The organism is Acinetobacter lwoffii (assembly GCF_024129355.1).
Lineage (GTDB): Bacteria > Pseudomonadota > Gammaproteobacteria > Pseudomonadales > Moraxellaceae > Acinetobacter > Acinetobacter lwoffii_I.
Genome location: NZ_JAMXXP010000009.1, coordinates 35,436 through 49,169, shown reverse-complemented (window position 1 = coordinate 49,169; position 13,734 = coordinate 35,436). Strand labels below are relative to the sequence as shown.

The following is a 13,734-nucleotide window of genomic DNA, read 5'->3' as shown; positions in this document are numbered from 1 at the left end:
GGATCGGCTGACGTCGCAAAAAGAGGGCGTAATACTAGCATAAAATCAGAAAAACCACTCGGCCAACTTGAGCCAGGTCAGTAAATCCAAGGAATGAAACAAGAAATAAAATTGGAATTCCCAGTCAGGTTGGAATGGTATATTTTGATAGGAGAAAGATGAAGATAAAAATTTTAGAAATAAGGAGAATAATCATGTTGTTATTGGAGGAAATTTATAAAAGCCATAAAGCACAAAATTCGGCACATTTTAATTTAAGAATTCATCGGGGCTTAGGCTGGTTTAAAAAATCGCTAGACCTGGATCAGGATCTGGATTTTAAGTTTATCAGCCTATGGATCAGCTTTCAGGCGATTTATGCAGATGAACGTGATCTGGTTCAAGATCAGAGCAAACTGCAGCAGTTTCTGGAAACACTCTGCCAAAAGGATCTGGATCAGAAAATTAATCATATTCTCTGGGAAAAATATAACCAGCCGATCTGCTCACTCTTGGCTAATCCCTATGTGGAACAAAGCTTTTGGGATTATCGCCATCAGAAAATTAGTCTGGAAAGCTGTCAAGCTGATCTGGAAGCACAGAAACAGAATATAGAGAATGCTTTAAAAGAACGAAATTCTGTTGAAATTTTAGCTGGAATATTTCAGCGTTTATCTACCTTGCACCATCAGATAATGCAGGGTGGCGCCACGTATCACAGCTCGCTGAATTATAAATCATTAGAGGAAAGCTGCCGGATTCTGGCAGCCTTATTGCCGGTTTTTATCTGTATTTTATTGGAAAATTCACAAACTCTTGATCTGAATAAGCCTTATTATCCGGCGGCGCAAGTCAGCTAAATAGAGGTAAAATACTTATGCGGTTGTTCTGGCCTGATACCATTGATCCAGCAGGGCGAACAGGGTAGCGCACAAAGCTAGCCCAAGTCCTGTCATACAGGTCATGCTCCAGCCCCCGTGATGCCAAGCATAAACCCCTAAGGCTGAACCACAGGCACCGCCTATAAAATACAAGGTCATATACAGTGAATTGACCCGTGATTTGGCATCCGGGCGCAGGCGGAAAATCACGTTCTGGTTACAGCTGTGCGTAATCGCGAGCCCCAGATTTATCAGTCCATAACCCAGAATATAACTGAGCAAGGATACCGCACCAAAATATAAAAACAGCCAGCTTCCCATCAGGATAGAACAACCGATCCAGCTCAGTGTTTTGATATGGCCACGATCGGCCCATTTGCCAATGAACTGCGTGGAAAGTGCGCCAAATACACCCACCAGCGTGACCAGTCCGACCATGACATCAGAAAGCTGAAAAGGTTCCTGCGTCAACAGTAGAGCTATGGTGGAGAACAACATACTCATGGCAGCAAAAGCACAGGCGCCTGTAAGTGAACGCAAAACCAGTCGTGGTTCCTGCTTGAGTAATATCCCCATAGATTTAAAAATCGCTGTATAGCTGATTCTCAGACGTGGCAGGCTCGGTAGTTTTCCTCTCAAATAAAAACTTAAGGCCAACATGCTTATGCCACTGAGGATATAAATCATTTTCCAGTGAAACAGGTCGGAAAGTAATCCGGCAATACTGGTCGAAAGTAGAATGCCAACCAGTAATCCGCTCATCAGGAAGCCCACCACTTCTCCAGTTTTTTCCGGTTTGACCGCCATGGTGGCCAAGGGAATCAGAATCTGTGCAGCTACGGAAAACAGTCCGGCAATGATAGTGCCGACCCAGAGCATTGGCAGATTCACTGCACTGGCACAAATAAATAAACCTGCTGCTGCACCCAGCATGAGGAAAGGGATCAGTTTGGTTTTATTCAGCATGTCCCCTAAAGGCACAATAAAAAGCAGGCCCAGGGCATAAGAGATTTGAGCAAAAGTGACAGTAAGCGCCACTTGTGATTCAGGTACCTGATAATACTGCTGAATCGATGAAATCAGCGGCTGGCAATAATAGTTAGCGCCGGCACATAAACCGCATGCAATCGCCATCAGCCATAATAAGGGCTTATTTTGACTAATATCGAGAGGCGTGTGCATAGGGCTAACCTTGTATTCAGACCGGAAGAATTGAAATGAGGAATAAGAATAATGTTCAAATTTAGGGCACTATAGGCCAGAAGTTCTCGCTTTAAAAGTAGAGAAATATTGCCAGCATTGAAAATTGTCAGAACTCAGGCAGCTTAAAGAAAGAAGTGCAATTTTAAATAGAAAATATGAGTGAATGTTTGCAGAATTTTTTATCTTTTGATAATGGGGTTGCTGCATTAAAGCGCAGCTTGATCTAGAAACAATAAAAAAGGAGCACCGAGGCCAAAAAAGTGGAATATTTACTCTACTTTGTTGCGCAAATTTGGTGCGAAAATGGGATTTTCCATTTTTAATCCAGTTCAGAACATTAATATAATAAATAGTCCTCCAGGTTTTTTTCTACCCTTTATCTGGCTGTGTGAACCTTGAGTCTTATAAAATTTTAACGATTATTTTTTTGTCAGATGTATCAATTCTGTCTGATGAAGATCTGCTCAGAACAAATTCTATCATTTCATAAAATAAGATTTTAACATCTAAAACCAGTGTTCTTGCGTGAGTGCTAAATTTGTCAAAAAAGTCAAAACAAAAGAAACGGTACAGCTAAAGTGCCGCTATCTATAGGGACTAGAGAAATTAAAAATCTACTTCTGAATCAAGAAATACAGCAATCATTGTCAGAATCATCAATGTAACAAAATAAATCAGAAATCTGCGCTTATTTACACCAGAAAAATCTGGATATTTCATTCAGCAGAATGAATATCGTTTATAAAAGCATCGAATATGAATAGCCATTGAATTAAATAAATGTGCTATCACAGCATCATTTTTATGAATCATCAGTTCAAAATATAGGTATTTATTAAATAAATAGTAGGTGGTAATTTCAAACAGTTTGATTAGAATCCAAAAATTCAACAAGAACACATCCTGAGGGGAAGCATCGTTTACACGATGTTTACTTAAGAAAAATTAGCTTGAGGAACGCTCATGCAGATCGGAATTCCAGCCGAAACTGTTGTCGGTGAAAATCGCGTCGCTGCGACGCCAGAGACAGTAAAGAAATTGATCAGCGCAGGACATAGCGTGATTATCGAACGTGGTGCAGGTGTTAAAGCTGCCTATATCGATAGTGCCTATGAACAAGTTGGTGCCAAAATTACGGATGATGCCTACACCGGCAGTCAGTTGATTTTAAAAGTTCGTGCACCGAAAGGTGAGGAAATTCAAAAACTCAACCCGAACACCACTATCGTGGCAATGTTTGATCCTTACCGTAATACTGAGCTTGACCAATTCGCGGCACAAAACGTGTCTGCATTTGCATTGGAACTTTTGCCACGAACCTTGTCTCGTGCGCAGAATATGGATGTCTTGTCTTCTCAAGCCAACCTTGCAGGTTACAAGTCGGTGCTTTTGGCTGCGGCTGAATACCAGCGCATGTTCCCGATGCTGATGACTGCTGCGGGTACGGTTAAACCGGCTCGTGTGGTGATCATGGGGGTCGGTGTAGCGGGTCTGCAAGCGATTGCAACAGCAAAACGTTTAGGTGCCATCGTTGAAGCCACGGACTTGCGTCCAACTGCCAAAGATCAGGTTGAATCTTTAGGTGGTAAATGGCTAGACGTACCGATGTCTGCTGAAGAGCAGCAAAAAGCGGCTGATGCTGCCAAAAATGGTTATGGCTGGATGCCGGGTGAAGAATACATCCGCGATCAGGCTGCAATTGTTGATAAAGCGGTATCAAATGCTGACATCGTGATTACCACAGCGCTTTTACCGGGTCGTGATGCACCGCGTTTAATCCGTGCTGAAACAGTTGCGAAAATGAAACCGGGTTCAGTGATTCTGGACATGGCAGTAGAATCTGGCGGCAACGTCGAAGGTTCTAAATGCGGTGAAACCGTGCATACCGACAATGGCGTCAAAATTCTCGGCATTCCAAATATTCCGTCGACTGTATCAACTGAAGCCTCTGCTTTATACGCTCGTAACGTATTTAACTTCGTTGAAACACTATTTGATGCGGATAAGAATTTTGTCCTGAATCCAGAAGAAGAAATTCAAAAAGCCCTACTTGTCACTCATGGCGGCCAAGTGCTGCTGAAACGTGGTTAAGGAGAAGACTCATGGTTGAAACAATTACGATTTTTGTCCTTGCCATTTTCGTAGGTTACTACGTGGTGTGGGGGGTAACACCAGCATTACATACGCCGTTGATGGCGGTGACCAATGCTTTGTCATCGATCATTATTGTCGGTGCAATGATTCAGACCGTTGGCCTGCCGGTGATTGGCGTTGAAGGTAGCGTGGATTTCCAGACCATTAACGTGGTGAGCGTACTTGGCGCGATTGCAGTATTCCTGGCGAGCATTAATATTTTCGGTGGCTTTGCAGTGACTGCACGTATGCTGGAAATGTTTAAACCTAAGCAAAAGAAAAAAGAGGGTTAATCCATGGAAATGATTCGAGAATATGCGGATTGGTTCTACCTGATTGGTGCCGTTCTTTTTATCCTGACGCTACGTGGTTTATCAGGTCCTAAAACTGCGATTGCCGGTAACCGTTACGGGATGATCGCGATGGCCATTGCGGTCGTGACTACCTTCTTTGTAGCTGAGAATCCGGTGGTCTGGATGATCATTGGCGCAATGGTGCTGGGTGCAATCGTGGGGATTGCCCGTGCACGTACAGTTCCAATGACCCAGATGCCTGAAACTGTAGCATTGATGCACTCATTGGTAGGTCTGGCTGCGGTCCTGATTGCTGTCGCTGCCATTATTCACAACAACAAACTGATTGAACTAGGTCCAGACCTGTTGGCTGCCAATGGTGTCAATTTTCATGAAATGAGTCGTGTTCATTTATTTGAACTGTTTGTGGGCTGTTTCGTGGGTGCGATTACCTTTACCGCCTCAGTCTTTGCTTACGGCAAACTGGCTGCTAAGAAATGGGCGAAAACCATTTCAGGTGCGTGGGTGAAACCGGTTCAGGCAATCATCTTTATTGCAATGTTAGGTTTTGGTGTTCACTTCTTCCTGACTGGCAATATGACATCGTTCTGGGCGATGACAGGCCTTGCGCTGGCATTCGGCTGGGTATGGATTGCACCAGTCGGTGGTGGGGATATGCCAGTGGTGGTATCTCTACTCAATTCATTCTCGGGTTGGGCGGCAGCTGGTATTGGTTTTACCCTAGAAAACAACATGTTGATCGTTGCGGGTTCGCTGGTGGGTTCTTCAGGTGCCATTCTGTCTTACATCATGTGTAAAGCGATGAACCGTTCAATCATCAACGTTTTGTTTGGTGGTGCGATGGGCGGTGCAGCTGCGCCGACAGCAGGAGCAGGTGAACAGGTTCAACGTAATCACCGTTCTGGCTCGGCAGATGATGCAGGCTTCCTGATGTCAAATGCAGACAGCGTGGTGATTGTACCGGGTTATGGTATGGCGCAAGGCCGTGCACAGAATGCGGTAAAAGAATTGGCTAACTTGCTGAAAGAGCAGGGCGTAACGGTTCGTTTCGCGATTCACCCTGTAGCAGGTCGTATGCCGGGTCATATGAACGTACTCCTTGCTGAAGCGGACGTACCGTATGAAGACATTCTGGAAATGGATGAGATCAACTCGGACTTCCCGGCAACAGATGTGGTGCTGGTCATTGGTGCGAACGACGTTGTGAACCCTGCGGCGAAAGATGATCCAACCTCGCCAATTTATGGCATGCCGATTCTGGAAGCGCATAAGGCACGTACGATTATGGTGATCAAGCGTTCTATGGCAACCGGTTATGCAGGGCTGGACAATGACTTGTTCTATAATGACAAGACCATGATGATCTTCGGTGATGCCAAGAAAGTGGTGGAGGATATGACCAAAGCCATTAATGGTACGGGTCACTAATTCAAAATCTCCCCTAACCCCTCTTTAATAAAGAGGGGAACTTCCAAAATCAAATTGGTTAGTCAGGTAAGTCCTCCTTTTTTAAAGGGGGACTTTTTTGATAAAGGCTCCCTCCTTTGAAAAAGGAGGGTCGGGGAGGATTAAATAAAAAACCACCTTCGGGTTAATGCTGATCAGTTAAGAAATTTAGAAATAGACTCTTTAACTTTTCAGTCGTTCACGACAGAGTCTTAACTTTTTAAATCAAATATTTGCAATATCATTTGTTACTTTGGTTCCGCCCAAAGTAACCAAAAGCATTTGTCATCCGCAAAACTCGTCAGCCACCATCCACTAGCAAATTTGTCGCAGAAACAATCATTTTTTAATGTAGTCCTGCCTCAGACAGTTGCGGATGACTTTTCCAGCTATCATATATAATCATGAATTTAAAAAGAAAATTCCAGTCAATTGCTTAACTGACTGGCATTAACCTTCGGGTGGTTTTTTATTTCGCATTCTTTTTATACGCACATAAAAAAAGCGACCTACACAGGTCGCTTTTTTGAATATTCGGTTTTTACGCTACAGAGTCAGTATCTGTAGGATTGCGCCATAAGCTTTCTAGGTCATAGAATTTACGCGCTGTTGGAAGCATACAATGAACCACCACATAACCAAGGTCGATGAGGATCCATTCAGCATCACGTTCGCCTTCAATACCAAGAGGGCGGAAGCCAGCTTTACGTGCTTCTTCAGCAACGTTATTGGCCAATGATTTGATGTGACGTGTCGATGTACCGCTTGCAATGACCATAGCATCAGCCACATTACTGATACCGCTGACATCAAGCTCAACAATTTCTTTTGCTTTTACATCTTCAAGTGCAGCATGTACGACTTTTAAGCAGTCCTGTACAGCTTGAGAATTTGAATTCATAGTAAGATCGTGAGAATTAGAAGCGCTGGGCGATGGTTCTAAATTCATGGGGAGTGTAATTTCCTAACAATTATGCATGGTCTAATATAGCGGTTTTAGTCCTGAATTTCAAATGAAGCCGCAGTCCACTCAGTCATGCTCCGGAAAGAACTCAGCTTTCCAGTCAAAGGAATCGTTGGAATGTCCGCTAGGTTTATACTCGGCAGCGACATAACCTTGATATTGACTATGTTTTAACCACTGAAATATATCATGATATTGAATTGAACCCGTATTGGGTTGATGCCGTCCCGGACAATCCGCAAATTGGATATGACCAATCGAGGCAATATTTTCTTGCAAAGTTTCTAAGACATCTTCGCCCATCATTGCCATGTGGTAACAGTCGTACTGCATTTTTAAGGCCGGATGATGTACCGCTTCCAGCATTTCCTGGGCTTGGGCAACATTTTGAATCAAAAAACGTGGCATATCGGTGCCATTGATCATTTCGAAGACCGGTTCAATTTGATGCTCAAGCAGCATTGAACAGGCCATTTTTAGGTTACTCGCCAGCGTATTCAGGCAGGGTAAAAGATCACAATCCCTAGGCTGTTTTCCTGCCAGAATGTTCACCCGAGGTACATTCAATGCGGTAGCATACTGGATGGCCTGCTCAACCGCATGACGAAACTCGATTTCCTGTCCTGGAATGCCGGCCAGACCATGACCGCCCTGCATTAAATCGCCCGCTGGCACATTAATCAGGCACAAGTTCAGCTGATGCGTGCTGAGCTGGTTTTGAATCTGGCCAATTGTGAGTTCATAAGGAAACTGGATTTCCACATGATTAAAGCCCTGTGCACGAGCCAGCGCGAAGCGTTCAATCAGCGGCACTTCGGTAAAAATCATCGACAGGTTGACGGCAAGTTTAATCATGTATGTCTCTTCAATATTCAAGGCTGCATCAATCAAGCGTTATGAGTGTTTAAGCTGTTGGATCACAGTGGCCAGATCTGCTTCGGCAAAGCCTTGGGCTTGATGGGCATTTAACTGCGTTAAAGCTTGAGTCGCCACCGGAACATCCAAGTCAAAGCTTTGGGCCAGTTGTACGGCATTATTTAGATCCTTGGACAAGGTCTGTACTTTCCATTGCACCGGTTCAAAGGTTTGCGTGGCCATACGGGGTGCCAGAATCTGAAAAGGCTTGGAGTCGGCAAAACCACCCGCTAGCGCTGGTGCCAGTAAGCGTGTATCTACCCCGGCAAGTCCAGCCAAGGCGACCGCTTCTGCGATCAAGGTGCTATTGGCAGCCACAATCAGCTGGTTACAGATTTTGGTCGCCTGACCGGTACCCGTATCACCCATACGGGTGACGCGCTGTGAAAGTACTGCATAGATCGGATTAAGATTTTCAATCGTCGCGGCATCACCACCGGCAAAAATCACCAGACTGCCTTGTTCGGCTCCAACTGTACCGCCTGAAACCGGAGAATCAATCCAGGTCACTTTCTTGGCCTGTGCTTGCGCGGCAAGTGTTTGAGTTTGTTGTACCGAAAGACTGGAAAAATCCACAATCACTTGCTCCGCAACCAAATACGGTTCGATCTGAGCAAAGATCGATTGCACTGCATGATCATCTGCCAGGCAGGTAAGAATCACCGGATAGTCGGCAATCTGGTCTAAAGATAGCGCAGTTGCCCCTAGATCCAGCAAGGGCTCACAGGCTGCTGGTGTGCGATTCCAGACCGCTACCTGAAAACCTGCCTGAAGCAGACGTGTGGCCATACGAGTGCCCATTAGCCCCATCCCTAAGAAGGCAATTTTAGTATCAAGATTCAACTGCATGCTTTGGTTTATTCCTTTCCTGGATTCAGACTTGGTTTATTTGTACTGGCGTGGCACAAACTGAATATCTGGGTTTTTGTCTTTTTTACGAGCCAATTGACTATTTTTACCCAGTAATAATTTCAGCTGCCAGATTTTTTCCATACGCAGGGATTTATTTGGATGATGCTGCATGGCATCTAGTACAAATTTAGAGGCCATCAGCGCATCTGGAGAGCGTTGCAGCATTTCTTCAGCCAAGGCTTGTGCTCTAGCTAAAGGTTGTTGATCGACATGGGTGATCAGACCGATTTCTTTGGCATATTCACCATCAAAAATCCGGGCAGTTAAGGTCAGTTCTTTGGCCAGATCAATCCCAATCAGGCCTTTCAGTGAACGGCTGAGTCCCATGTCTGGCACCAGTCCCCAACGAGTTTCCATAATCGACATTTTGGTGTCAGGATGGGCAATGCGGATATCTGCGGCCAGAGCAAGCTGCATCCCGGCACCAAAACAGAAGCCCTCCATTGCGGCAATCACCGGAACTGGTAATTCTTGCCAGACCAGAAATGCTTTTTGAAATAAGCTTTGACCAGGACGAATCAGTTCCCATGCGGCATAAGCACGATTTTTAGGATTATTTAAATCTGCCAGATCAATACCGGCACTAAAGACTTGAGCTTCACCCGTTAAAATCACACAACGGATGCTTTTATCTTTTTTGATTTTCTGTGCAGTCGCGACCAGTTCGCGTAGCAGGGCAAAGCTCATGGCATTGCGTTTATCCGGACGATTCAGTGTAACAGTGGCAATGCCGTTATTTTTTTCCAAGCGCACGAGTGACATGGCATTCTTCCTTATTTTTCCTGGCTTGAGCATAGCATGCAGCCTTTGGCCTTGCATGACAGCCCAGTCACACTTGAGTAAGTTAAGGACTGAGCAGCTTCAAAGCTTTAATTTAAATGTTGCTTCAAAATTTGCTGGGCAGCCTGTTCAACCTGTTCAACCACGGCTTTGAGTTCATCAAAATATTTCAGCACGTCCTGGACAAAGCTTTCATCGGCTTTACGACGTTCTTTGCGCAGGGTCGAAACGAACTGTTCAAAGCCACCAGTGACTTTCTGCAGAGTCGGTGCACCGACATAACGGGTCGCGCCATATAGACGATGCAGTACATGTTCCAGTTGTGGGAAATCTTCTAGTTCAATCAGTTGCTGCATTTCATCGAGTTCATCTGCAAAGCTGTCTACCAGCATGCGTAACAGGTCTACCGCCAGATCCTCCTTATTGGCTGCCAGTTGCAGGCTTTGCTGCCAGTCCAGAATATTCGGATCCAGAGCATCAATCACATTGGCGCGTTCCAGTACCGGAATCCGTTTAAAATGCTCGGTGGTCCAGTGCGTCAAAATTTGGATAATCTGCTCGATCTGGATCGGCTTGGTGACATAATCATCCATGCCGTTTTGCAGCAGTTTATGCTTTTCATCAGAAAGCGCATGCGCTGTCAGGGCAATAATCGGCAGGCGGCTATGATTTTCAAAGGTCGATTCCAGCGAGCGAATGGCACGGGTGGTATCAATCCCCGACATGACTGGCATCTGAATGTCCATAAAGACCAGATCAAACGCCGGCTGTTCCTGTTCATAACGGCGCTGGATAATATCAATCGCTTCCTGTCCGCTGAGGGCTTTGGTCGTGGTGACATTTAATTCGCCCAGCAAGGCTTCCAGAACAATCAGGTTCGGCAAATGATCATCCACGGCCAGAATATGCAGGCCTTGGCCATTGAATTCTTCATGCTGTTCCTGATCGAAGACCAGCTGATTGCCGAGTAACTGAATCAGCGCGCTGCGGCTGAGTGGCTGATGCAGGGCACGGGCACGATGGTCATTAAGCATGCTCGGATCTAGCTGCATCTGATAACCATAGACAGCCAGATGACCCTGATAACGTGAACGGATTTCGCGTAACAAGACTTCACTGTCACCACTATGATCGACGATCAGCCAGGTATTTTCGCTATCCTGTAAATGATTCAGACGGCTAAACAGATCCAGAATCGATGCACATTCAATGTGTTTGACCTGATAATTTTCCAGATAATGCCGCAGCACATTCGCAGTTGCCGGATGTGCAAGATAAGACACCACGGTCAATTCGCTAAAATCAGGATGCTCAATCACGGTATCTTCATCGACCAGGAACTGGGCAGTAAACCAGAAAGTAGAGCCTTTTTCGGTTGGAGCACGTTCCTGATTGTCTTCAAAACCAATCTGGCCATGCATCAGGCTGACCAGCTGTTTGGAAATTGCCAGACCAAGACCGGTACCGCCAAACTGACGGGTCACCGAGGTATCACCCTGCGAGAAGGACTCAAACAGCTTTTTACGGTCGGTACCACTCAGGCCAATGCCGCTATCCTGTACACTAAAATGCAGCACACACTGATCCATTCCATCATGTTCCATGCGTGCCCGGACAATGATTTCTCCATCCGGAGTGAATTTGATCGCATTGGAAATCAGGTTGGTCAGAATCTGTTTAAATCGTAGCGCATCACCAATAATGTGTTTTGGCACACCATCTGCATAATAGAAGGCCATATCAATATGTTTTTGTGCTGCCAGAGGTGACAACATGTCCATCACATCAAAAATCGCTTCTTCCAGATCAAAAGGTGCCGTTTCCAGTTCCAGTTTGCCGGCATCAATTTTGGAAAAATCCAGAACATCATTGATCAGTGCCAGCAAATGCGCCGAAGACTTACGAATGGTCTGCAAATACAGGCTCTGCTCGTTGCTGAGATTGCCCTGACGTAACAACAGATGAATAAAACCATCAATACTGTTCAGCGGGGTGCGCAATTCATGGGAAATATTGGCCAGAAACACCGACTTGGCCTGGTTGGCCGAGATCGCCTGGTCGCGTGCCTGACGATAGGTAATATTCTGGACTTCTAAAGTGTCGAGGGTGCGGCGTAAATCGTCTTCGGTCTGTTCGGTATGTTCACGCAGTTCCAGAAAGCTGAAATGCAGACGTTTCACCACATTGGCAATATCACGTTGCAATAAACGCAGCTCGCCGGTGCTGTTAATCACCATATGCTGGCCGAGGGTATCGGCATTCAGGCGTTGCAACTGCATGCGAATCTCATACATCGGTGCAATCCAGCGCCGTGAGTAGAAATTCAGACAAAGCAACAATAATAATAAAGTGAGTAATCCGGTCGCAATCAGTACGATCAGTACTCGGTAACGGGCAATTGCTAGCGGCTGGTTATCCAGTTCAATCGCCAGCCAGCCGGTAGAAAAAGTGTTTTCATTCACTTTAATGGCATAGATATGATTATCTTGATGCAGAATCGGACCAACAAAATTGCCGCTTTTCTCAAATTCTGGCCAAGGCGCCTGTTCCTGAAAACCAATGCCCAAACGGTTCTTGCCATTTTCATCCAGAACTGCTGCCCGAACCAGATGCTTTTCATTCAGCATGTTCTGCATGGCGTTGTGAGCCTGGTCATATTGCCATGGATACAGATTCAAGATATCCAGTGCATATTCTGAGGTGCCTTGAAAACGGGTGAGAATCGCAATGGCCATCTGCTTCTGCTGGGCACGTGCGGCATTCGAGGTCTCAGTCAACACCAGCATGGCACCGACACAGGCCAAAATGGTAATCGGCACAAAAATCAGCGCAATCAGCTGTCCATAGGCATGATTTAAGTGTAGGCGTTTAAACAGCTTTTTGTTGATCGTTGACATGATTTAAGCAGTATTTTCTTTATGCCTGGCATATTAGCATGCTTTAAATCGACAGTTAAAATTTAAGCATAATTTTTATAAAGCTTCGGATTAGCAGTTAAAAATACAAGAGATTTCAGTTAATTTTGCTCAGGTACAGCAAGACTAAGACGCACGAAATTTCAATCTGTAAAAGTGCCAGACTGAAATAGTATTTTCATCTTCATTAGCGAGCTGCTTCACCTGGCTAAATTATCGGGAAATGTAGTTTATGGCTTGATAGTGTGTGAGTTTTAGTGAGTTTTCTGAAAAAGCCTTGCTAAATGGGTGCAGGGAAAAGCATTTTTTCATACAATAGCCGCACCTCGATATAGGTGCAAATAATGAGTAATACCACCCCTGATTTTCAAGCAAATGAATTTTTGTTAGACCATTATGTAGGCAAAACGCCACTGGTGCGTTTGCAGCGCCTGGCAAGTCACACTCAAGCTACAGTACTCGCGAAACTCGAAGGCAATAATCCGGCAGGTTCGGTGAAAGACCGCCCGGCCTATAATATGATCATGCAAGCGGAAAAACGCGGTCAGATCAAACCGGGTGACACCCTGATTGAGGCAACGAGCGGAAATACAGGGATTGCATTGGCGATGGTCGCAGCAATGCGTGGCTATAAAATGAAGCTGATCATGCCGAACAATATGAGTCAGGAACGTAAGGATGCGATGCGTGCTTATGGTGCCGAGCTGATTGAAGTAACCAAAGAGCAGGGCATGGAAGGTGCACGTGATCTTGCTGCTCAAATGCAAAATGATGGCGTGGGTCTGGTGCTGAATCAGTTCGGAAATCCGGACAATGTTGAAGCGCATTACCTGACTACGGGTCCAGAAATCTGGCAGCAAACCGGTGGCAAGATTACCCATTTTGTCAGCTCAATGGGCACCACCGGCACCATCATGGGTGTGTCAAAATACCTGAAAGAAATGAATCCTGATATTCAGATCGTGGGTTTACAGCCATCTGACGGTTCAAGCATTGCCGGAATTCGTCGCTGGCCAGAAGAATATTTGCCAACCATTTTCGACCGCAGTCGCGTGGATCGCCTTATTGATATTCCACAAATTGAAGCTGAAAAAACCATGCGCAAGCTGGCACAGAAAGAAGGCATCAGTGCCGGCACCTCTTCTGGTGGGGCAGTGTGGGCGTCGATTAAACTGGCAGAAGAAAATCCGGATGCAGTGATTGTGTGTATTATCTGTGACCGTGGTGACCGTTACTTGTCTACAGGGTTATTCTCTGTACAAGATCCTGAATAATTATTTGAGCACTGTTTT

11 protein-coding genes are annotated in these 13,734 nt (G+C 45.4%); 5 read left to right on the top strand and 6 right to left on the bottom strand.

The window, feature by feature from the left end; translation table 11 throughout:
• Positions 1-194: 194 nt before the first annotated feature.
• Complete coding sequence (locus NI468_RS06940; RefSeq protein ID WP_253100917.1) at positions 195-839, top strand: hypothetical protein; 645 nt, start codon at positions 195-197, stop codon at positions 837-839.
• Positions 840-854: 15 nt separating this feature from the next.
• Here NI468_RS06940 and NI468_RS06935 read toward each other — a convergent pair whose 3' ends face one another.
• Positions 855-2,042: an MFS transporter gene (locus NI468_RS06935; RefSeq protein ID WP_253100914.1), complete on the bottom strand. Its 1,188-nt coding sequence runs from the start codon at positions 2,040-2,042 to the stop codon at positions 855-857.
• A gap of 984 nt (positions 2,043-3,026) precedes the next feature.
• Between NI468_RS06935 and NI468_RS06930 the strand changes: the two genes are divergently transcribed.
• The 3 genes from NI468_RS06930 to NI468_RS06920 are packed head-to-tail and all read left to right on the top strand — an operon-like array spanning position 3,027 to position 5,938.
• Positions 3,027-4,154, top strand: a complete 1,128-nt coding sequence (locus NI468_RS06930; RefSeq protein WP_005106077.1) for a Re/Si-specific NAD(P)(+) transhydrogenase subunit alpha — start codon at positions 3,027-3,029, stop codon at positions 4,152-4,154.
• A gap of 11 nt (positions 4,155-4,165) precedes the next feature.
• Positions 4,166-4,489 (top strand): proton-translocating transhydrogenase family protein, encoded by a 324-nt coding sequence (locus NI468_RS06925; protein ID WP_004281642.1) that lies wholly within the window; start codon positions 4,166-4,168, stop codon positions 4,487-4,489.
• Between the two features lie 3 nt (positions 4,490-4,492).
• A complete protein-coding gene (locus NI468_RS06920) occupies positions 4,493-5,938 on the top strand; it encodes an NAD(P)(+) transhydrogenase (Re/Si-specific) subunit beta (protein WP_005252850.1) in 1,446 nt (481 codons plus the stop codon).
• 559 nt (positions 5,939-6,497) lie between these two features.
• On the opposite strand, the gene rsfS is transcribed toward NI468_RS06920, so the two are convergent.
• The 5 genes from rsfS to NI468_RS06895 form a co-directional block, all read right to left on the bottom strand.
• The gene (gene rsfS / locus NI468_RS06915; RefSeq protein WP_004645144.1) at positions 6,498-6,905 is read right to left on the bottom strand and encodes a ribosome silencing factor; all 408 of its coding nucleotides are present in this window, start codon (positions 6,903-6,905) and stop codon (positions 6,498-6,500) included.
• A gap of 81 nt (positions 6,906-6,986) precedes the next feature.
• Entirely contained in the window at positions 6,987-7,775 is a 789-nt protein-coding gene (locus NI468_RS06910; RefSeq protein ID WP_005101810.1) for a hydroxypyruvate isomerase family protein, read from the bottom strand.
• Between the two features lie 39 nt (positions 7,776-7,814).
• A complete protein-coding gene (locus NI468_RS06905) occupies positions 7,815-8,684 on the bottom strand; it encodes an NAD(P)-dependent oxidoreductase (RefSeq protein ID WP_247144102.1) in 870 nt (289 codons plus the stop codon).
• Positions 8,685-8,720: 36 nt separating this feature from the next.
• Positions 8,721-9,509, bottom strand: coding sequence for a crotonase/enoyl-CoA hydratase family protein (locus NI468_RS06900; protein WP_071851623.1), 789 nt, complete (start codon positions 9,507-9,509; stop codon positions 8,721-8,723).
• Positions 9,510-9,616: 107 nt separating this feature from the next.
• Positions 9,617-12,424 (bottom strand): GacS-like sensor histidine kinase, encoded by a 2,808-nt coding sequence (locus tag NI468_RS06895; protein WP_253100912.1) that lies wholly within the window; start codon positions 12,422-12,424, stop codon positions 9,617-9,619.
• A gap of 362 nt (positions 12,425-12,786) precedes the next feature.
• On the opposite strand from NI468_RS06895, the gene cysM reads away from it, so the two are divergent.
• Positions 12,787-13,716, top strand: a complete 930-nt coding sequence (gene cysM, locus NI468_RS06890) for a cysteine synthase CysM (RefSeq protein ID WP_253100909.1) — start codon at positions 12,787-12,789, stop codon at positions 13,714-13,716.
• Positions 13,717-13,734 lie beyond the last annotated feature (18 nt).